14 protein-coding genes are annotated in these 21,625 nt (G+C 70.9%); 4 read left to right on the forward strand and 10 right to left on the reverse strand.

The genetic code is table 11. The features are described 5' to 3' along the window. Window positions 1-29: 29 nt before the first annotated feature. The 7 genes from D7I47_RS03055 to D7I47_RS03085 form a co-directional block, all read right to left on the reverse strand. Window positions 30-1,082 (reverse strand): ABC transporter permease, encoded by a 1,053-nt coding sequence (locus D7I47_RS03055; protein WP_120761681.1) that lies wholly within the window; start codon window positions 1,080-1,082, stop codon window positions 30-32. Continuing rightward, complete coding sequence (locus D7I47_RS03060; RefSeq protein ID WP_120761682.1) at window positions 1,079-2,065, reverse strand: ABC transporter permease; 987 nt, start codon at window positions 2,063-2,065, stop codon at window positions 1,079-1,081. Before D7I47_RS03060 ends, D7I47_RS03055 begins: the two co-directional genes overlap by 4 nt. Next, entirely contained in the window at window positions 2,062-3,597 is a 1,536-nt protein-coding gene (locus D7I47_RS03065; protein ID WP_120763783.1) for a sugar ABC transporter ATP-binding protein, read from the reverse strand. Before D7I47_RS03065 ends, D7I47_RS03060 begins: the two co-directional genes overlap by 4 nt. A gap of 118 nt (window positions 3,598-3,715) precedes the next feature. After that, entirely contained in the window at window positions 3,716-4,648 is a 933-nt protein-coding gene (locus D7I47_RS03070) for a carbohydrate ABC transporter permease (RefSeq protein ID WP_120761683.1), read from the reverse strand. Then, complete coding sequence (locus D7I47_RS03075) at window positions 4,645-5,625, reverse strand: carbohydrate ABC transporter permease (RefSeq protein ID WP_120761684.1); 981 nt, start codon at window positions 5,623-5,625, stop codon at window positions 4,645-4,647. The genes D7I47_RS03070 and D7I47_RS03075 overlap by 4 nt, the downstream gene beginning before the upstream one ends. 57 nt (window positions 5,626-5,682) lie before the next feature. Continuing rightward, window positions 5,683-7,047 (reverse strand): extracellular solute-binding protein, encoded by a 1,365-nt coding sequence (locus D7I47_RS03080; RefSeq protein WP_120761685.1) that lies wholly within the window; start codon window positions 7,045-7,047, stop codon window positions 5,683-5,685. Window positions 7,048-7,114: 67 nt separating this feature from the next. Continuing rightward, entirely contained in the window at window positions 7,115-8,800 is a 1,686-nt protein-coding gene (locus D7I47_RS03085) for a glycoside hydrolase family 13 protein (RefSeq protein ID WP_120761686.1), read from the reverse strand. A 106-nt stretch (window positions 8,801-8,906) separates the two neighbouring features. Between D7I47_RS03085 and D7I47_RS03090 the strand changes: the two genes are divergently transcribed. Continuing rightward, window positions 8,907-9,716 carry a substrate-binding domain-containing protein gene (locus tag D7I47_RS03090; RefSeq protein WP_120761687.1) on the forward strand — a complete coding sequence of 270 codons (810 nt, stop codon included), beginning with the start codon at window positions 8,907-8,909 and terminating at the stop codon, window positions 9,714-9,716. Window positions 9,717-9,738: 22 nt separating this feature from the next. Here the strand turns inward: D7I47_RS03090 and D7I47_RS03095 are convergent, their stop codons facing one another. After that, window positions 9,739-12,648 carry a right-handed parallel beta-helix repeat-containing protein gene (locus D7I47_RS03095; protein WP_120761688.1) on the reverse strand — a complete coding sequence of 970 codons (2,910 nt, stop codon included), beginning with the start codon at window positions 12,646-12,648 and terminating at the stop codon, window positions 9,739-9,741. A gap of 111 nt (window positions 12,649-12,759) precedes the next feature. Between D7I47_RS03095 and D7I47_RS03100 the strand changes: the two genes are divergently transcribed. After that, window positions 12,760-13,779 carry a LacI family DNA-binding transcriptional regulator gene (locus D7I47_RS03100; protein ID WP_120761689.1) on the forward strand — a complete coding sequence of 340 codons (1,020 nt, stop codon included), beginning with the start codon at window positions 12,760-12,762 and terminating at the stop codon, window positions 13,777-13,779. Between the two features lie 146 nt (window positions 13,780-13,925). Here D7I47_RS03100 and D7I47_RS03105 read toward each other — a convergent pair whose 3' ends face one another. Continuing rightward, a complete protein-coding gene (locus tag D7I47_RS03105; RefSeq protein WP_170154357.1) occupies window positions 13,926-17,036 on the reverse strand; it encodes a glucuronyl esterase domain-containing protein in 3,111 nt (1,036 codons plus the stop codon). Between the two features lie 198 nt (window positions 17,037-17,234). Here D7I47_RS03105 and D7I47_RS03110 point away from each other — a divergent pair, with 198 nt between their 5' ends. After that, entirely contained in the window at window positions 17,235-19,274 is a 2,040-nt protein-coding gene (locus tag D7I47_RS03110; RefSeq protein WP_120761691.1) for a bifunctional aldolase/short-chain dehydrogenase, read from the forward strand. A gap of 8 nt (window positions 19,275-19,282) precedes the next feature. Continuing rightward, window positions 19,283-20,698, forward strand: a complete 1,416-nt coding sequence (locus D7I47_RS03115) for a rhamnulokinase (protein WP_120761692.1) — start codon at window positions 19,283-19,285, stop codon at window positions 20,696-20,698. 57 nt (window positions 20,699-20,755) lie between these two features. On the opposite strand, the gene D7I47_RS03120 is transcribed toward D7I47_RS03115, so the two are convergent. Further along, window positions 20,756-21,625: a phosphogluconate dehydrogenase C-terminal domain-containing protein gene (locus D7I47_RS03120; protein WP_120761693.1), complete on the reverse strand. Its 870-nt coding sequence runs from the start codon at window positions 21,623-21,625 to the stop codon at window positions 20,756-20,758.

Below are 21,625 nucleotides of genomic sequence, written 5' to 3' on the forward strand. Positions count from 1 at the left end.
GATGTGATTGCATCGACGTGGGGGGGTCCTCAGTCCTGCGCAGGTGCCGGGGGCCCCTTCTTGATGCCTGCTCCGATCCGTTTGCGGTGGACCCAAGCCAGGACGCTCGTGGACACCACGGAGGCGACGAGCAGCGCTCCCGTGATGATGTTGATGACGTCGCTCGTGACGTTGGCGAGGCGCAGCGCGCTGCCCAGGATGCCGATGAGCAGCACGCCCGCGATGACGCCGAGGATGTTGCCGCGGCCTCCGAAGATCGACACGCCGCCGAGCAGCACGGCCGCGATGACGCTCAGCTCGAGCCCGGTGGCGTTGTCGCCGCGGGCGCTGCCGAAGCGCAGCGTGTAGTAGATGCCGGCGAGCGCGGAGACCGCGCCGCTCAGCACGAAGAGGATGAACTTGGTCTGCTCGACCTTGACGCCCGAGAAGCGGGCGGCCTCGCTCGAGAGCCCGATCGCGAAGATGCCGCGCCCGAACGGGGTGAAGTGCAGCAGCACCGCGAACGCGATCGCGAGCACGACGAAGACGATCATGACGCTCGGGATCGGGGTGCCGGGGATCTTGGACTTCGCCAGGTCCGTCCAGAACTCGGTGAAGTCGGTGACCGCGGTCGTGCCGAGCAGCCCGACCGCGAGCCCGCGGAACAGCGCGAGCGTGCCGATCGTGACGGCGAGGGACGGCAGCCCCACGACCGTGATGAAGAACCCGTTGATCGCGCCGGCGACGACGCCCACGAGGATCGCCACCGTGCCGGCCGCCTCGATCGGCAGCCCCGCCTGGTGCAGCGTGCCGAGGGTCACCGACGAGAGCCCCACGATGCTTGCGACCGACAGGTCGATCTCGCCCGTGATGATGACGAGCGTCATCGGCAGCGCGATGAACAGGATCGCGGCGACGTCGAGCAGCAGGTAGGTGATCGTGATGGGGGCGGCGAAGTTGCGCACGCTCGCGGCCGCCACCGCGTACACGAGCACGAGCAGCACCACGATGGCCGCCTCGCGCGTGAACAGCAGGCGCCGCCAGAGCGGGTGGGCGTAGTCGCGGTACACCCGGGCGGGTGCGGATGCGTCGGTCGTCGTCATCGGTTCCTCGCCTCCGTGAGCCGGCGGCTCTGTCTGACCGCGAGCACGCGGTCGAGCACGATCGCGCCCAGGATGAGCACGCCGACGACGGCGCGCTGCCAGAAGTCCTGCACCCCGATGACGGGGAGGGCGCGGTTGATGGTCAGCAGCAGGTAGGCGCCGATCGCGGCACCCCACACGGTGCCCGAGCCGCCGAAGATGGCGACGCCGCCGATGACGGCCGCGCCCACGGCATCCAGCTCCCAGCCGGAGCCGGCCTGCGAGTTGACGGTGCCGTAGCGGGCCGCGTAGAGCACGCCCGCGAGTCCCGCGAGCGCCCCGCACACGACGAAGGCGGCGAGCACGCGCTGCGTCACCCGCAGACCGTAGAGGTGGGCGGCCGCGGGGTCGGAGCCGATCGCGTACAGCTCACGGCCCGCCCGCTGGGTGCGCAGGAACCATCCGGCCGCCACGAGCACGATGAGCGCGATGATCGTGAGCCACGGCACGAACAGGAACGAGCTCGTGCCGAGGGCGAGGAACTCGCGCGGCATGTCGGAGGAGTTGATGCGGTCGGAGCCGGTCCACATGACGTTGATGCCGCGGTAGACGTAGAGCGTTCCGAGGGTGATGACGAGCGCGGGCACCTTGGCGAAGGCGACGAGGGCGCCGTTGACGAGCCCGAGCAGCCCACCGAAGACGAGCCCGATGACGAAGACGAGCGGCCACGGGATGCCGGGCAGGTCGATGAAGACGCGGCCGGTGAGGTAGGCGCTCAGCCCCACGACGGAGCCGACCGAGAGGTCGACGTTGCGCGTGATGATGACGATCGCCTGCCCGACGGCGACGAGCATGAGGATCGACGGCGTCAGCAGCAGGTCGCGCCATCCGTCGCTCGAGAACAGGAACGCCGGGTTCTTGACGGTCGTCGCGACGACGACGAGCACGAGCGCGAGCGCGATGCCGGTCTCGCGCGCCTTGAGCAGGTGGGCGAGGCGGCTCATGCGGCCTCCCCCGCGGTGTGGGTGGCGGCGAACATGACGGATTCGGCGGTCGCCTCCTCGCGCGGGATGTCGGCCGTGATCCGCCCCTCGTGCACGACGAGCACGCGATCCGCCATCCCGAGCACCTCGGGCAGCTCGGAGGAGATCATGACGACGGCCATGCCCTGTCCGGCGAGCTCGGAGAGCAGCCGGTGCACCTCGGCCTTGGTGCCGACGTCGATGCCGCGGGTGGGCTCGTCGACGAACAGCACCTTCGGGTCGGTGGCGAGCCACTTGCCGAGCACGACCTTCTGCTGGTTGCCGCCCGAGAGGGTGCCCACCTCGGTGTCGAGCGAGGCGGTCTTGACCTCGAGCCGGCTCGCCCAGATGCGCGCGCTCGCGTTCTCGGCGGCGTTGGTGATGAGCCCGAGGCGGGCGAGCTGGCGGCGGATGGCGAGGGTCGCGTTGCGCGCGACGCTCGAGGAGAGCACGAGGCCCTGCTGGCGGCGGTCCTCGGGCACGAGGGCGATGCCGGCGCGCATGGCGGCGGCGGGCGAGTGGCGCGGCAGTGCGCGCCCGGCGACCGTGACGGTGCCGGATGCGTACGGGTCGACCCCGAAGACGGCGCGAGCGATCTCGCTGCGGCCGGCGCCGACGAGCCCGGCGAGCGCGACGATCTCGCCGGCGCGCGCGACGAAGCTGACATCCGTGAAGACGCCCGGCTGGGTGAGGTGCTCGACCTCGAGCACGACGTCGCCGATCGGCACCTCCTGCTTGGGGAAGAGGGTGGTGACGTCGCGGCCCACCATCTGGCGCACGATCTCGGCGACGGTGGTGTCGCCGATGGGGCTCGTGGCGATGTAGGCACCGTCGCGCATGACGGTGACGGTGTCGCACAGCGCGAAGACCTCGTCGAAGCGGTGCGAGATGAACAGGATGGCGCGACCCTCGTCCCGCAGCCCGCGGGCGACCGCGAACAGCCGCTCGACCTCGACGCCGGAGAGGGCGGCGGTGGGCTCGTCCATGATGAGCACGCGGGCGTCGAGCGAGATGGCCTTCGCGATCTCGATGATCTGCTGGTCGGCGATCGAGAGGCCGAGGGTGGGGCGGTCGGGGTCGATCCGCACGCCGAGTCGCTCGAAGAGCTCGAGCGCCTCGGCCCGCATGGCGCGGCGGTCGATGACGCCGAGGGCGCCGCGCGGCTGGCGCCCCATGAAGAGGTTCTCGGTGACCGAGAGGTCGGGGAACAGGGTGGGCTCCTGGTAGATGACGGCGATGCCGGCATCCTTCGCCTGGGCGGTGCTCGTGAAGTCGACGCTGTCACCCTCGAGCCGGAACTCGCCGGCGTCGCGCTGGTACAGCCCGGCGACGATCTTGACGAGGGTGGACTTGCCTGCGCCGTTCTCGCCGACGAGGGCGTGGATGCTGCCGCGCTCGAGGCGCAGGGTGCCGTTGGTGAGCGCCACCACGGCGCCGAACGCCTTGGCGATGCGGCTGAGCTCGAGCACCGCGGGCGCATCGGGCTGCGCGGGCGCGTCGGGGGTTTCGGACATCGTCGTCTCTTCCGGATGGTGCGGGAGGGTGCACACCACCTGAACAGATTCTGAATCGTTTCATGCGGTGTTCAGTCACCATAGGTCCGGATGCCGCCATCCGTCAAGCGGGGTGCGCTCAGCCCTTGAGCGCACCCCCGAGGCCCGCGCCGTTGAGGAAGAGACGCTGGAAGACCAGGAACAGCGCGATCGGGATGACGGTCGAGATCGCGAGCGCCGCGAGGAACACGTCGAGCTCGATGAACGGCTGCAGCTGCGGCAGCCGCACCGACAGCGGCTGGAGATCCGGGTTCTTCAGCACGAGCAGCGGCCAGAGGAAGTCCTTCCAGGCCCCGATGATCGCGAACACCGAGACGACGCCGATGATGGGCCGCGACATCGGCACGACGATCGACCAGAACAGCCGGTAGGGGCCTGCCCCGTCCATCCGCGCCGCCTCGAAGACCTCGCGCGGCAGCGAGTCGAAGAACCGCATGACGAGCAGCACGTTGAACGCGTTCGCCCCCGCCGGAAGCCAGATCGCCCAGAACGAGTTGATGAGCGAGGTCCCGAGCAACGGCGGATCGACGATCGTGAGGTAGAGCGGCACGAGCAGCACGATGTTCGGCACGAGCAGCGTCGCGAGCACGAGGCTCACCACGAAGCGTCCGTACCGCGGGCGCAGCACCGAGAGCGCGTACCCGGCCGTCGTCGCGACGACGAGCTGCGCGAACCAGACACCCGCCGCGATGACGACCGTGTTGAGGAAGTAGCGGTCGATCTCGACGCGCGACCACGCCTCCGCGAGGTTGGACCAGTCGATCCCGTTCGGCCACAGCGCGAGCGGCTGCCGCAGGGTGTCCTGGGTCGGGGTGACGGCCGACTTCGCGAGCCACAGGATGGGACCGAGGCCCACGATCACAAGCGAGGCGAGCAGGATGCCGTGACTGAGCCGCGTGGCAACCCGCGTGCGGCGCCGGCGCCAGTCGGCCGCCGAGATGATGCCGCGATCCTTCTGCTCGGCGTCGGCCCGACGCCGGGTGCGGGCGACCCGCGAGCCGATGGCCGTCATGAGGTGCTCCAGTTGCGGGTGAGGCGGAAGTACAGGCGCGAGAACACGGCGAGCACGATCGCGAGCATGATGCTGAGCGCGGTCGCGGCCCCGTAGTCCCCGCCCAGGCTGTTCTGGAACGCGTACTTGTAGATGAGCAGCAGGATCGTCGTGGTGGAGTTCGCGGGGCCGCCGCCCGTGAAGAGGTAGGGCTCGAGGAACACCTGCGCCGTGCCGATGATCTGCAGGATGAAGGTGATGAGCAGCACGCCGCGCAGGTGCGGCAGGGTGATGTGCCAGATCTTGCGCCAGATGCTCGCACCGTCGACCTCGGCCGCATCGTAGAGCTCGGGCGGTACCGAGACGAGCGCGGCGAGGTAGATGATGATCGTGCCCCCGGCCGCGGACCACGTCGCGAAGAGCACGAGCGACGGCATCACGAGGGACTGATCCGAGAGCCAGTTCTGGGGTGGGATGCCGAACCAGCCGAGGATGACGTTGAAGACGCCCGTGGGCGATCCGTCGTAGAAGAACTTCCACAGGAGAGCGCCGACGACCGGAGGCACGATGACCGGGAGGTAGGCGAGGGCGCTGTACAGTCCGCGCGCCCGACGCACCTCGCTCATCAGCACGGCGGCGATGAGCGGCAGCGGGTAGCCCATGAGGAGCGCGAGCAGGGCGAAGTAGAGCGTGTTGACGACGGCGGTGCCGAGCAGCGGATCCTGCAGCACGTTGACGAAGTTCTGCAGCCCCACCCATTCCGGCGCGCTCACGAGGTTCGTCTTCTGGAACGACATGACGACCGCGCGGACGATTGGCCACCAGGAGAACAGCCCGAAGCTGAACAGCAGCGGCAGCAGGAAGACGATGATGTGTGGTCCGTCGCCGCCGACCCAGCCGCGGATGCCGCGGCCGGGTCGGCGGGTGCGCGCGTGGGCGACCGCGTCGACGGCGGCGGGCGCGGGTGGGGCCGACCTCGTCGGCGAGAGCTGGGACATCCGGGTTCCGTTCGGGTGGACCCCGGGGCGCCCGAGTCGGCGCCCCGGGGGTGGTTGTTACTGCGCGGCCTTCGCGTAGAGCGCCTCGGCCTGCGTCTGGGCGTCGGCGAGGAGCTTCGCGATGTCGGCGTTCTGATCCGTGAGCACGGCCTGCACGACCGTGTCGAGGAGCGCGTACACATCCTGCGTCGCGACGCGCGGCTCCGCGATGAGCGGCTGGTCGAAGATCGCGTCGGTGTAGGGCGCCATCTGGTCGACGGGAACGTTCACGTAGGGTGCGATCCACGACTGGTACTGCGCGAACTGCTCCTGACCGAACACCGGCAGCTCGGGGGCGCCGACCGGCTGGTCGAGCGAGGCGGCCAGCTTCGCGGTCTCGACGACCGTGTCCTCGTCGACGAGCTTGGCGAGGTAGTAGAAGTCGATCCAGTCGACGGACGCCCGCTGCTCCGCGGCCGAGGCCTTGGGGCTGACGGCGGCGAGCGTGCCGCCGCCGAGCAGACCGGGGTCATCCCCCTGCAGCGGGAGCACCGCGAGACCGTAGTCGTCCGGGTTGAGGGCGTTCTGGGTCACGAGGTTGCCGTAGTTGCCGCCGCCCGAGACGTACATGCCGATGCGGCCGGCAGCGAAGTCCTGGTTGATGGTGCCCCAGTCGTACAGGAAGTTCGCTCCCATGGAGTCGTCGTCCCAGCGGAGGTCGTGGAGATACTGCAGCACCTCCGCGACAGCCTCGGAGTCGACGGTCGGCGCGGTCGCGTCGGCGTTCTCGGTGCGACCGCCGAAGGCGTTCACGAGGGTCGTGAGGATCCAGCCGCCGGTGTTGCTCGAGGTCATGGTGGCGTAGCCCGCCTCGCCCGTGGCATCCGAGATCTTCTTCGCGTACTCGCGCACCTCGTCCCACGTCGCGGGCGGGGCGTCGGGGTCGAGCCCCGCGGCCTCGAAGAGGGTGCGGTTGTAGTGCAGACCCTGGCCGTAGGCGGCGATCGGGATGGCCCACTGGCCGCCGTCCTCCGCCTGGCCGGCCTGCGCGACGTTCGGGTTGAACTGGTCGGCGTAGGGCAGCTCGGCGACGTACTGGCTGATGTCGGCGAGCTGACCGCCCGCGATGAGTCCGCGGCCGTCGGTGAAGGGGATGGTGAACACGTCGGGCAGCGTGCCGCCCGCGAGATCGGCCGTGAAGGTGGTCGCGGTCCAGGTGTACTCCTGGGCCTCGACGGTGATGTCGGGGTGCGCCTTCTCGAAGACGGCGACGCGCGCATCGAAGTTGTCGCGCGCCTCCTGCTCGAGGCCGGCGTCGATGGACACCGTGATGGTCACCTTGCCGTCGGCGGGCTCGGAGCTCGTCCCGCATCCGGCGAGCAGGGCGCTCGCCGACAGCAGGGCGATGCCCGCGACGCCGAACCGCTGGGTGTTCGACTTCATTGTCTGGTCCTTTCGTGCTGTGTCGATTGTGGCGCGTCGGGTGCGACGCCTCTCCGGTACCGCGGGGTCAGAGGGTCAACCACACGGTGGAGTCGGGGGGCAGGAGGCCGTCCTCGAGGGCGGCACTGCCGAGGATGAGCTCGCGATGCGGGGGCAGGGCGAGAGGGGTGCTGCCGAGGTTGGTGACGTTCAGCAGGGACTCGCCGCGGCGGAAAGCGATGGCCTCCGCGCCGAGCTCGAACCAGGAGAGCTCCCCGAGGCGGAGCTCGTGCCGCGAACGACGTTCGGCGAGCGCCGACCGGTACAGCGACAGCATCGAGTCGGGGTCGGCGGCCTCGGCCGCGACCGTGAGGGGTGCCCAATCGGACGGCTGAGGAAGCCAGGTGCGGTGGTCGGGACCGGTACCGAATCCGTAGGGTGCGGCGTCGCCCGCCCAGGGGAGCGGCACCCGGCATCCGTCCCGCCCCGGGTCGACGCCCCGGGAGCGGAAGTGCATGGGGTCCTGAAGCACCTCGACGGGCAACTCCACCTCGGGGAGGCCGAGCTCGTCTCCCTGGTAGATGTAGAGGCAGCCGGGGAGTGCCGCGACGAGCAGCGCCGCGGCGCGTGCCCGTCGGGTGCCGAGCTCGAGGTCGCTCGGCGTGCCGAAGCGCTTGCGCTCGAAGGCGAAGCCCGAGTCCTCGCGGCCGTAGCGCGTGACGGGACGCGTGACGTCGTGATTGGACAGCACCCACGTCGCGGGGGCGCCGACCGGCGCGTGCTCGCGGAGCGTGCGCTCGATCGAGGCGCGCATCCGCACCGCGTCCCAGGGCTGGGTCATGAAGTCGAAGTTGAACGCCGCATGCATCTCGTCGGGGCGCAGGTAGGCGGCGAAGCGCTTGGGGTCGTCGAGCCAGACCTCGCCGACGAGCACGCGCGGCTCCTCGTACGCGTCGGCGATGGAGCGCCACGATCGGTAGATGTCGTGCAGCTCGTCGCGGTCCATGTGCGGGTGCTCTCCGGGTGCCGCCGTCGCGAGCGAGGGGAGCGCCGCGTCCTTCACGAGGAAGGCGGCCGAGTCGATGCGGATGCCCGCGACCCCGCGGTCGAACCAGAACCTCAGGATGTCCTCGTGCTCGCGCCGCACGTCCGGGTGGTCCCAGTTGAGGTCGGGCTGTTCAGCCGAGAACAGGTGCAGGTACCACTCCCCCGGGGTGCCGTCCGGGTTCGTCGTCCGCGTCCAGGTGTCGCCGCCGAAGCTCGAGACCCAGTCGGTGGGCAGCTCGTCACCGGCGGGACCGCCGCCGGGCCGGAACCAGAAGCGCTCGCGCTCCGGCGAGCCGGGCCCCGCGGCGAGGGCCGCCTGGAACCAGACGTGTCGGTCGGAGACGTGGTTGGGGACGACGTCGATGATCGTGCGGATGCCGAGGCCGAGCGCCTCCGTGATGAGCTGCTCGGCTTCGGCGAGCGTGCCGAAGGCGGGGTCGATGACGCGGTAGTCGGCGACGTCGTAGCCGCCGTCGGCGAGGGGGCTCGCGTACCAGGGGGTGAACCAGATCGCGTCGACCCCGAGCTCGACCAGGTACGGCAGGTGCTCGCGCACGCCCGCGAGGTCGCCCGTGCCGTCGCCGTTCCCGTCCGCGAAGCTGCGCGGGTAGATCTGGTAGATCACGGCATCCCGCCACCACGGCTCGACCAGCGCGCTCCCCCGGCTCGCTCCGGTGCGCTCCTCGTGCGCCGTGCCGGGCGTCTGCCCGCGATCCCCATCGACCATGCGTGTGCGGCCCCCTTGTCCGCGGGAAGGTTTAGCGATATACCTTGTATGAAGCGAAGATATTCGACCCGAATGCGGATGTCAACTCTCGAGAGGAGGGGCGCGGATGGGAGCCTCCGGCGACGTCGCCGTGATCACCCCGGCATCCGGACCGCGACGCACGGCGGGCGCCGTCCACGACTTCGCGAGTCGCCTCCGCGTCCACGCGGGCGGGTACGGACACGGCGTGCGCATCGCATCCGGGAACCCCCTGGAGGTGCTCCGCTCCGCCGGCGACGAGCTCGCGGGCGCCGTGCTGCTCGGCTTCGACGACGAACTGCTCGAGGGCCTGCCCCCGCTCGATCTCCCCGTGGTGGCGATCGACAGCTACGCGCACGATCCGTGGTTTCCCATCGTGCGCTCCGACGACGACGACGGCGGGCGGGCGGCGGCACGCCACCTGCTCTCGCTCGGCCACCGGCGCATCGCCTTCGCGGGGCCGCGGGCGGGGCGCTCACGCCCCGCCGACGAGAGACGCCGCGGATTCGAGGGCGCGCTCGCCGACGCGGGCCTGCGGATGCGGTTCCTCGAGCTGTCGAGCTACGGACCCGCGGACGGCGCCCGGCTCGCCGCGCGCCTCGCCCGGACCCCTCACGACACGAGCGCGGTGCTGCTCGCCGACGAGACCTCCGCCGCGGGCCTCGTCGGGGGCCTCGTCCTCCGTGGCTCCCGCGTGCCGGAGGACGTCTCGGTGGTGTGCTTCGCGGACGGGCTCCCCTCCCCCGCGGGGCCGCGCATCACGAGCGTGACGGGCGACCCGGCCCGGCGCTCGCGGCTCGCCGCCGACGCGCTCTTCGGAACCGCCTCGGCATCCGCGCTCACCGTCGGCGTCGTCGTCATCGACCGCGCGACGACCGCCGCGCCGGCCCCGCGCTGAGCACGCGGGGCCGGCGCCCCGCTCACCCCCTGCAGCGCACGCCGTCGAGGGTGAAGGCATCGGGTTCGGCGATGCGCTTCGCGTTCGCGGTGCCGTAGACGAGGAACGTCAGGCTCCTGCCCGCCCGCAACGTCGCATCCCCCAGCTCGGCCTCGACGCGCGTGCCGTTCTGCGACACGCTCGCGCCGAGCCCCAGCAGCGCCGACTCGCCGCTGCCCGCGTGCCACGACAGCGAGCTCGCGGGAAGCGCCGCCGTGCCCGCGTTGCGGAGCGTCACGGTCGCGACGTAGCGCCCCGCGACGGTCGGGATCGCGCGCACCGAGACCGAGCACGTCGCGGTCTCCGCCGCGAGCAGGCCCGTGTTGCCGCCCTCGTCGATGAAGGTGCCCCACAGGTGGTTGCGGGCGTCGGCGGGCTCCGTGACACCGGAGACGCGCACGTCGCGGAAGCGGTGGTCGCCCCCGACGCGCGCCGCCACCGCATACGAGCCGGTGCCCTCGATGATCACCTCGCTCACCCGCAGGTCGTTGACCCAGTGGCTGCCGCTCACGAGGATGCCCTCGTAGCTGGAATCGACGATCCGCGTGCGCTCGACGACGACGGGCGTCGTGATGTGGCTCGTGTCGGCGAACACCCAGATGCCGCCGAACGAGGTGCTCCAGTTGGGCTCCCAGCCTCCGCCGCGGAAGATGTCGTTACCCGAGACGACCGTCGTGCCCGAGAAGGGCACGGGGTTGAACCGCGTGCTCACGGCGATGCCCGCCGAGGCGGTGAGGGTGTCGCTGATCACCGAGTCGGAGATCCGGTTGGAGTCGCCTCCGTAGATCGCGGCCCCGTTGCCGAGCAGGGGCGACTGCACCGTGTTGTGCGCGAACACGCCGCGTGTGACGGCCCCGCCCGCCGACCACATCGCCATGCCGTCGTCGCCCGTGTTGCGCACGCTCGACTGCTCGACCCGCGCATCCGTGACCGCGCCGTGCAGGTGCACGCCGTCGGCGTAGCTGTCGCGGACGCGGAGCCCGGTCGCGAGGAAGCCGTCGGTTCCCGGGTCGACCCAGAGACCGGTCTTGGTGTGCTCGATCCAGACGTTCTGCACGAGCGAGCCCTGCCCGAAGGTGCCGGCGATGCCGGAGTCGGCGGTCCGGTCGTCACGGTGGCGGTTGTCGCCCGCGATCATGAGATCGGCGATCGTCACGCCCGTGCCCATGCCGTACAGCCCACCCTTGCCCGAACGTCCCTCGAGCACCGAGTACCAGGGACCGGCACCGCGGATCGCGACGTCGGCGAGGCGCACGAGCCCCGTGAGAGTGAAGGTGCCCTTCGGCACCCAGACGCCGGTTCCGGCGGCGGATGCGGCGTCGACGGCCGCCTGGATCGCGCCGGTGTCGTCGGCCCCGTCGCCTGCGGTCGCGCCGTAGTCGCGCACGTCGAGATAGCCGGCGGGCCTCGTGAACGCGGCCGCGCGCAGCTCGGTCTCGACGAGGTCGACGGTGTAGTCGATCGAGCCGGATGCCGCGGTCTTCACGAGCCGCAGGGTCGTGCCCGCCGGCAGCTTCGCGAAGGCCACCCGCGTCTCGTCGAAGAAGCGCTGGGCGCCGCCCTGGGCGGGGTCATTGCCGTAGGGGTAGGCGCCGTAGACCCAGGAGTAGCGGCTCGTGACCGGAACGTCGGCGACCTTCCGGGTTCCCGCGTACAGCGCGAGCGTGCCGTACTGACCCGCGCCGTCCGCGGTGTCGGGGATCGAGGCACGCAGCACGAGGGCGTCGGCCGGCTCCCGCAGGGTCCAGGCCACGTCGTCGCCGCGATCCGAGAGCACGACCGCCTGCCGACCGGATGCCTCGGCGGCGAGGTCGTGGAAGGCACGGCTCTCGGCGAGGACCTCGCCGCTCGTGAGCCCCTGCTCGGCCTCGTAGGAGCTGACGCCCAGGGTCGCGCCGCGCTCGGCGGGAGCCTCACCGCGCTGCAGCCGCACGGCGTCGACCACGAGCGCCCCGGTGCGGGCGTCGCCGGTACGACGCAGCTCGAGGGTGCCGAGGCCCGCACGCAGCGGAATCGACACGGCGAGCTCGCGCCAGCCGCTGCCGCGTGGCAGCGTCACGGTGCCGAGCGGGAGACCGTCCGTCCCGAGCACGAGGCGCGCGGCATCCGGTCCCGTGTTGCGGTAGCGGATGGTGACGAGCTGCGCGCGGGCGTCGCGCGCGAAGGTCGTGACGACGAGCCGTGCGCGATCTGCCGCGAGGTCGATACCGCCGTCGGCGTTCACGGCGCCGTTCGCCGAGAAGGCGTCCTCCGCCTCGTAGACCTCCCCCCCACGCGGTGCCGAACGGGTGGCGAGGGACCTCGTCACGTCATCCCACCGCGTGTCGGGTCCGGCGCCGGGCACCTCGCCGGGATCGGTCGCGCCGCCACCGGGGGTGCCGAGGTCGCCGACCGTCGTGAGTGCGATCGCGTCGAGGTTGACGTTGCCCGTGTCGTCGGCGTCGAAGCGGAACGTGATCTCCTGCTCCCCCGCCGGAAGCTGCACGGTCTCCTGGTGGACGAACCACTGGCTCCAACCCGCCCCCACCGCGGAGGGAAGGGTGATCTGGCGGTCTTCGTCGCCGATCACCTGCGAGAGCGTCATGTCGGTGCCGAGCCCGTTCGCGTAGCGGAGGTTGAGGCCGTACTCGCCCTCCTCGGGAACGTCGACCGTGAAGGTGACCCCGGCCGTGCCCTGATGATCGATGACGAAGCCGTCGACGAAGCCGGTTCCGGAGTAACCCAGGTGGTCGGAGTTGATGCCGGCGCCGCCGAACAGGGCGGCGTCCTCCGCCTCGTATTCGAGGGCGTCGTCGGCGGCGGCCGGTGAGGCGACGGCGAGCACCGAGGCCGCGAGCGCGGCGACGGCGGCCGCGGAGATGAACCGGGGGATGCCGGTGACACGGGTCGACAATGCGATCTCCTTTGATCGGGGGATGATTTAGCGATAAATCAGGTGGAACGCTAGACCTCGGCCGCGAGCGCCGTCAAGAGTGCTCCTAGGATGAGTCGCGGAGGTGCGCGGATGACCGTCAAGCTGAGCGACATCGCGGAGGCGGCAGGCGTCAGCGTCATGACCGTGTCGAACGTCATGAACGGCAAGCGCGCCCGCGTCTCGCAGCAGACCATCGCCCGCGTGCAGGAGATCGCCGACCGGCTGGGCTACGTGCCGAACATCCCGGCACGCAGTCTCGCGGCGTCCCGCTCCCACATCGTCGGCGCGCTCGTCCCGGTCGGCGAGAACAACAGCCTGCTCGTGAGCCCGCACACCGTCGCCGTTATCGGCGGCATCGAGCAGCACCTGCGCCACCACGGCTACCACGTGCTGCTGCGCGGCATCGAGCACGAGGGCGAGATCGGGCAGGCGATCCGCGGCTGGTCGCTCGACGGCGCGATCCTCGTCGAGTTCACGGACGCCGAGATCGACCGCATCCGCATCGACGGCGTGCCGCTCGTCGCGCTCGACAGCTACTCTGCGAACCCCCGCACGATCGGCGTGCGCACCGACGACCACCGTGGTGGCTGGATCGCGGGCGCCCTCCTCATGGATGCCGGCCATCGGCACGTGCTCTTCGCGGGACCGCCCTACGAGGGTATGGGCGTCGTCGGGCAGCGCTTCGAGGGCTTCCGCTCGGCCTGCCTCGCGGCGGGCATCCCGCACGACGCGATCGGGTCCGAGCGCGTGCTCACAACCTTCGAAGACGGCCGCGAGCTCGGGAGGCGGCTGCGCCGGGACCACCCCGAGGTCACGGGCGTCTTCGCGACCGCCGACGTGCTCGCGATCGGCATCATGGCCGGTCTCGCGGAGTCGGGCGTCCGCGTCCCCGACGACGTCTCGATCGTCGGCTTCGACGATCTCGACATCAGCGCCTACACCTCCCCGGGGCTCACGACGATCGCCCAGGACATGCCGGCGAAGGTGGCGGAGGCGGCGCGCATCATCCTCGACGAAATCGAGAAGGGCGAAGGCCCGCGCGCGCCGGTGTCACTCGGCGTGCGACTCGTCGAGCGCGGGACGGTCGGGTCGCCGCGGGCATCGGCGTGAGCACGCGGTTCGGGGTGCCGTTCACCGGCACCACGACCGTGCCGCGCAACACTTCGTGCTGATCGAAGCGACTTCCTCGACCTCTGAGGCGTCGGCGCGCGCGGTCGGCCCCGCATCCCGGACGCGGATGCGGGGCCGACCGGGTGCTATGCGACCGGCTGCCGACGGCGACGGACGAGCGAGAACCCGACCCCGCCCGCGCCCGCCGCGAGCAGGATCACCGCGATCCACCAGGTGGAGGCCACATCCGCTCCCGTCGCGCCCAGCGCGGCCGACGGGTCGGCCGCCAGGCGGATCTCGATGGAGTACCACCCGATCACGGTCCCGTCGGCGGCCAGCACGGCGAGTCGATGCGAGCCGGTCTCGACGTCGTCGGGAATCGTGACGGCGATCGTCCCAGCCGCGCCCACGGTCGCGCGACCGATCAAGCGGGGCGTCGAGAACAGCCATGCCTCGACGGCCTGGCCGGCGTGGCTCGCTCCGACGTGCACCGTGATCGTGTCACCCGGTGCCGCGGAGGCGGGGCCCGAGATCTCGTCCCGCGGCCCGGCGCCCAGCTGCTCCTCGGTGGGCGCATCCCGCACCGTGAGCGTCGCCTCGGCCGTCGCATCCTGTCCAGCGACCGTCACCCGCACGAGGTACTCGCCCGCGGCAGGCACCGGGTCGAGGGCGAACCGCCCCTTCCAGGTGCCCGAGGGGTCCGCCTCGAGCGGCACGCTCGCGATCTCGTCTTCCCCGTCGAGGAGGGTCGCCGTGAGTTCGCGGTCGGCGAGGTTCGCCCCCGTCACGGACACGTCGACCGCTCCGGACTCCCCGGCGATGATCGCGACGGGGTCGAGCGCGACCTCCATCGAGATGTCACGCGAGTGCATCCACGGGGCGATCGTCTCGAGCCCACCGAAGTAGCGATCGTAGGCGCCATCCGCGAGGAAGGGATCCGTCGAAAGCGCGGTCGCCACCTCGGGCGTCATGGTGGATCCGTAGAAGTAGTGGTCGAGGTACTCGCTCGCACGCGCGCGGTGCGTCGCATCCTCACCGTGACCACCGCTGTCGCGGTAGTTGTACTTCACGAGGTCGTCGCCGTCATAGCCGAGCCACTCGTAGGTGAGTTTCGCCACCGTGAGGCTCAGGGCATCCCCCTCCGAGTTGTCGGCGTAGTCGTCGAGCGTGTGGTTGACGACGATCGCGCGCGGCGCCAGGGTCGCCACCAGGTCGTTCTGGTCGTACGGCAGGCGAAGGCCGTAGCCGTGCGCGCCGTCGACCCGCTCGTAGAAGTGGAACGGCTCGAGGAACCGCCGGAACAGCTCGGTCGTGCGCCCGGGGTTGTGACGGATCGTGTCGCCCATGACCTCGGAACCCGACGAGCTGCCCCACGCGTAGTCGTGCACCTCGGTCGAGGCGTACCGATACGGGGCGGGCCCGGTCGAGCCGGCGGCGCTCGGCATCGTCACATCGATCCGGTCGTCGAAGACGCCCGACACGAACGCGTACTTCCCGTTGATCGAGAAGCCCGTGACCGCGAGGTCGTCCGCCGACACCAGCGAATCCGCGGTTCCGGCCCCGGCGAGATCGAGACCGTCCGCGACCGCGAGCTCGAGCGCGTCGATGGCGCGCGAGGCACCCCAGGCGGCCGCCATCTCGTTGCTGATCTCGTCGGGGTCGCCATCACGCGTGTACGGGAAGAAGGTACGGAACGTGCCCGCACGGGTGCCCCACGGGCTGTTCCGATCGTCGGTCGTGACCGAGGTCGGCACGTTGAGCACGGCGAAGCCCGCCGCCGTGTACTCGGGGATGTACCCGCCGAAGCTCAGCACCACGGGGACCGGACCCTCATGCCCGGACGCGGTCCGTTCCTCATCGCTCGGCAGGTACAGGTCGAACGTCATCGGCGCGGTCACCCCGCCATAGCTGATCGAGACCTCGATCCCGGGATGCGCCGGCGACGGCGGGATGATGCAGCCCCACCCCGGGAAGCACCAGCCGGGGTTCGCCGGCACCTCGGTGATCCCCGTGATGCTGAACGCATCGGGCGCGCCCGGCTTGTAGCCGTACTCGTAGAACTGGGCGAGGTCGAGCAGCTCCGCACGACGTCCGTCCTCACCCCACCAGTCGGCCGGCGAGGCGACCGCGCTGCCGTCGAAGAAGGTCCAGGGGTCGGGGAGGGTCAGCTGCTCAGGAAGGTCCATGGGGTCCGGATACCGGTCGTCGACCCAGCGCAGGCCCGCGATCGCCTGCCGCAGCTGGGCGGCGGCGGCATCCACGCGCGCCTGCGCCTCGGCATCGGTCGCGGTCTCGGCGTCGAGCACCGCGTGACCGTTCGCGAGCGCTGCGTCGAGGGCGGCCTGGGAGTCGGCCGACCAGACGCCCTTGACGAGCGAGCTGGATTCGGCCCAGCGCAGCTGGTTGCGCAGATCCCAGTCGTCGAAGGCGAAGGCCGCATTCCCGTCCCAGCCGCCGAGGATCACGTTGCCCCAGTCCATCGGATGGTCCTGGCTGCTCGCGGGGTAGCCGTTGTCGGAATGGCTCCAGTAGACGCGGGCATCCCGAGCCGAGCCGTCGGCCGGGGAGTCGCCGATCATCGTCTCGATCCCGAAGCTGGTTCCGTTGACGAGGGGCGCCCCCTGGATCTCGAGGGCGAGCTCGACGGTGTATCCCGTGGGGCCGTCGGTCACCGCGAAGTCGCGGATGCGGTTGCTGTACTCGCGGTTCCCGGTGAAGGCGTGCACCGAGCTGTGGTTCACGACGCCGGCGTTGGGGACATAGCTGAGCTTCCCGTCCCGCGAGACGGTGAACAGGCCGTCGTCGTCTTCGAACTTGTCGAGCTTGTCGTTCCAGAAGTCGAGGGCGAACTCGACGCCGTCGAAGTCGGTTGCGCTGCTGCCGCCCCATTCGGGCAGGGTCGCGTTGTACGAAGGGGTGCCGTCCGCGACCTCGACGAGCAGATACAGCACACGCCCGTCCCACGTGGCGCGGAGCTGTCCGGAGGTGGCGCTCACGACGTCCGCCGTCGCCGCCCCGTTCTTCGCGTTGTCGATCGCTGCGGCGTCGGCAGGGTAACCCGCGTCCCGCACGCCGTCGACGACGATGGGGGAGCTGCCGTCGGGAAGTGCCGCGACGAACGTCGCCGTGAGGTTCTCGGCGGGGCTGGCGGGCGTCGCTGCGTGAGCTGCACCGAGGGGCACGGCGGTTGCCGCGAGCAGCCCGGCGACAGCCCCGGCGACGAGTCGCCGGCGTCGTGTGGTGGTCGAGTACGTCATCGTCTCTCCTGATTCGGATACTTCGCTGTATCGCACGCTGTCCCCCGGCCGGGGGACCATGCCGACAGACACTACTGCAAGAAAGCGCTTTCTCGAAACGATTCAACGAATAAATCCAAGGCCGGGCCGGCGTTGCGCCGAACCACGCGCTCGGGCTACCCTTTGAAACGATTCATACCATCAGCCAGAGGACCCACCATGACGAAGAAGTCGCCCGCCGCCGAGCTCATCGCGCGCAGCAACCGCCTCGGTGCCGACCCCGAGATCACCAACTACGCGGGCGGCAACACCTCCGCCAAGGGCACGGCGACCGACCCCGTGACGGGCGAGCCGGTCGAGCTGCTGTGGGTCAAGGGCTCGGGCGGCGACCTCGGCACCCTCACCGAGGCCGGCCTCGCGGTGCTGCGCCTCGACCGTCTCCGCGCCCTCGTCGACGTCTACCCCGGCGTCGAGCGCGAAGACGAGATGGTGGCCGCCTTCGACTACACCCTGCACGGCAAGGGCGGCGCCGCCCCCTCGATCGACACCGCCATGCACGGTCTCGTCGACGCCGCGCACGTCGACCACCTGCATCCGGATGCCGGCATCGCCTTCGCGACCGCCGCCGACGGCGAGAAGCTCACGAAGAAGGCCTTCGACGGCTTGGTCGTCTGGGTGCCGTGGCGCCGCCCGGGCTTCCAGCTCGGGCTCGACATCGCCGCGATCAAGCAGGCGAACCCGAAGGCGATCGGCTGCATCCTGGGCGGCCACGGCATCACCGCCTGGGGCGACACGAGCGCCGAGACCGAGAAGAACAGCCGCTGGATCATCGAGACGGCGCAGAAGTTCATCGACGCGAAGGGCAGGAAGCACCCCTTCGGCAAGGCGGTGAAGAAGAACGCCGCCCTGCCGGATGCCGCGCGCCGCGACAAGGCCGCCGCGCTGTTCCCCACCATCCGCGGCATCGCCTCCCACGACAAGCCCATGGTCGGGCACTTCAGCGACGACCCGCGCGTGCTCGACTTCCTCGCCTCCGAGAAGGCGCCCGCCCTCGCCGCCCTCGGCACGAGCTGCCCCGACCACTTCCTGCGCACCAAGGTGAAGCCCCTGCTGCTCGACCTGCCGGCGGGCGCCACCGTCGAGGAGTCGATCGCGCGCCTCGGCGAGCTGCACGAGGCCTACCGCGCCGACTACACCGCCTACTACGAGGCGCACGCGGATGCGGGCTCCCCCGCGATCCGCGGCGCCGACCCGGCGATCGTGCTCGTGCCGGGAGTGGGCATGTTCAGCTTCGGCGCGAACAAGCAGACCGCGCGGGTGGCCGGCGAGTTCTACCTCAACGCCATCAACGTCATGCGCGGCGCCGAGGCCATCAGCAGCTACACGCCCATCTCGGATGCCGAGAAGTTCCGCATCGAGTACTGGGCGCTCGAGGAGGCGAAGCTGCAGCGCATGCCGAAGCCGAAGTCCCACGCGACGCGGGTCGCCTTCGTGACGGGTGCCGCATCCGGCATCGGCAAGGCGATCGCGACGCGGCTCGCGGCCGAGGGGGCGTGCGTGGTGATCGCCGACCTCGACCTCGCGAAGGCGCAGGCCGCGGCATCCGAGCTGGGCAGCTCGGATGTCGCGGTCGGCGTGCAGGTGAACGTGACCGACGCCGCGCAGGTGGAGGCCGCGATCCGGGATGCCGTGCTCGCCTTCGGCGGCGTGGACCTCGTGGTGAACAACGCGGGCGTGAGCCTCTCCAAGCCGCTGCTCGAGACGACCGAGAAGGACTGGGACTTCCAGCACGACATCATGGCGAAGGGCTCCTTCCTGGTCTCGAAGGCGGCCGCGAAGGTGCTCATCGAGCAGCGGCTCGGCGGCGACATCGTCTACATCGCCTCCAAGAACTCGGTGTTCGCGGGCCCCAACAACATCGCCTACTCGGCGACGAAGGCCGACCAGGCCCACCAGGTGCGCCTGCTCGCGGTCGAGCTCGGCGAGCACGGCGTGCGGGTGAACGGCATCAACCCGGATGGCGTGGTGCGCGGCTCCGGCATCTTCGCCTCCGGCTGGGGGGCGAACCGCGCCAAGACCTACGGCATCGAGGAGGAGAAGCTCGGCGAGTTCTACGCGCAGCGCACCATCCTCAAGCGCGAGGTGCTGCCGGAGAACGTCGCGAACGCGGTCGCCGCCATCACCGGACCCGACTTCTCGCACACGACGGGGCTGCACATCCCCGTCGACGCGGGCGTCGCCGCGGCGTTCCTGCGCTGAGGCCCGCCATGGCATCCGGCACCGTCGCCGCCGTCGATCTCGGCGCCACGAGCGGGCGCGTCATCCTGGGTCACCTGGATGACGGGGCGCTGCGCCTCGAGGAGGTCGCGCGGTTCGCGAACGCACCCGTGCGCACACCCGACGGGCTGCACTGGTCGGTCACCGAGCTCTACCGCGATGTCGTCGAGGGGCTCGCCGAGGGCGTGCGTCGCTCCCCCGGGCTCGTCTCCATCGGCATCGACTCCTGGGCCGTCGACTACGCGCTGCTGCGCGAGGGGCGGATGCTGGGCGAGCCGTACTCGTACCGCGACGAGCGCAACCTGGCGGCGGTCGAGGCGGTGCACGCGCGCGCGACGGCGTCCGAGCTGTACGCCCGCAACGGCCTGCAGCATCTCCCGTTCAACACCCTGTTCCAGCTCACCGCCGACCGCCTCGCGGGCGCGCTCGCGCAGGCCGACTCCTTCCTGCTGATCCCCGACCTGCTCGCCTTCTGGCTCACCGGCCGCAGCGTCGCCGAGCGCACCAACGCCTCGACGACCGGCCTCGTCGAGGTCACGAGCGGCGAGTGGGACACGGCCCTCATGGAGCGCCTCGGCATCCCCACCCGCCTCGCCCGCGGGCTCGTGGAGCCCGGCACCGTGCTCGGGCCGCTGCTGCCGAGCGCCCTGCGGGGAACGGGCGCGACGGATGCCGTGGTGACCGCCGTCGGTTCGCACGACACGGCATCCGCGGTCGTCGCGGTGCCCTCGACGGATCGCGAGATCGCCTACATCTCCTGCGGCACCTGGTCGCTCGTGGGCGTGGAGCTCGACCGGCCGGTCGTGACGGAGGCCGCCCGCGAGGCCGGCTTCACGAACGAGGGCGGCGTCGACGGCCGCGTGCGGTTCCTGCACAACGTGATGGGCCTGTGGCTGCTGAGCGAGTCGGTGCGCGAGTGGGAGAAGACGGGCGAGCACGTCGACCTCGGCGCCCTGCTCGCCGCCGCCGAGCAGGTCACGGGCGAGGTGCCGGTGTTCGACGCCGACGACCCCGTGTTCCTCGCCCCCGGCGGGATGCCGGAGCGGATCGCGGCCTGGTTCGGCGAGCGCGGCCTCCGCGCTCCCGGCACGCGGCCCGAGCTGGTGCGCTCGATCCTGGTGAGCCTCGCCGAGGCCTACGCGAGAACCATCCGCACCGCATCCGAACTCTCGGGCGTGCCCGTACGGACCGTGCACCTCGTGGGCGGCGGATCGCAGAACGCGCTGCTGTGCCGCCTCACCGCCGAGGCGACCGGCCTGCCGATCGTCGCGGGCCCCGTCGAGGCGACCGCGATCGGCAACGTGCTCGTGCAGGCCCGCGGCCACGGCCTCGTCACGGGATCCCTCGAGGATCTCCGCGCCCTCGTCGCCCGCAGCTTCCCCGTCACCCGCTACGAACAGCGCTGACCGGTCGGTTTCTCGCCCCAAACACGTGGAATGGGGCGAGAAACCGACCGGTCAGGGTCAGCGCTCGATGTGGTCGAGGTGCAGCATCCGGGCGAGGTTCTTGTCGAGCTCGGAATCCTCGAAGACGCGCTTCCAGTCGGGCTTGATGATCATCTCCCGGCCGTACTCCATCGCGATGAGGCACGCGTCGCTGAACGGGTTGTCGCCCTTGAGGGTGTTCGCGAGCGCCACCTGGGTGTGACCGAGCAGGATCGACCGGGCCGCGGGCTCCGGGATGCCGATCTTCACGGTCTCGTCGAGCGACTCCTTGAGCAGCGCGCCGATCATGCAGGCGATCGTCTCGACGAGGGTCGGCTCGAGCTGGGCGAGCTGCTTCACGGTCACCCAGTGCACGTCGACGACGGGCGCGAAGATGGCGCGCACGACCGTCTCGACGAGCTCCCGGACGGCCGGGTCGTCCGACTCGACGGCGGCGATCGCATCCTGCTTGGCCGCGATGCCGCCGAAGGTGTCGGCGTACTCCTCGGGCGTGTGCCGCTCGACGAACACCGAGGGGTGGCAGGGGTGGGTGACGGCCTGGATGACGTCCTCACGGCGGGTGAGCAGGCCCGCGTAGGCGGCGGCCGGGTCGAGCGTCAGCAGCACGGCGCCCGACTTCAGCTGCGGCACGACCTCGGCCGAGACCGCCCGGAGGGCCAGGTCGGGCACCGCGAGGATCACGACGTCGGCATCCCGGATGGCCTCGGTGGTCGGCGTGATGACACGGCCGGCGGCGGTCACCCGCTCCTGCCCGACGGGCGAGTTCTCCGAGTAGTAGACGGTGTGCGCCGTCTTCACGAGGTTGTTCGAGACGCGCATGCCCATCTTGCCGCCGGCGCCGATGACGGCGATCGTCGCGGTGGGTGCTGCGGTAGCGGTGTCGGTCAT

The organism is Protaetiibacter intestinalis (assembly GCF_003627075.1).
GTDB lineage: Bacteria > Actinomycetota > Actinomycetes > Actinomycetales > Microbacteriaceae > Homoserinibacter > Homoserinibacter intestinalis.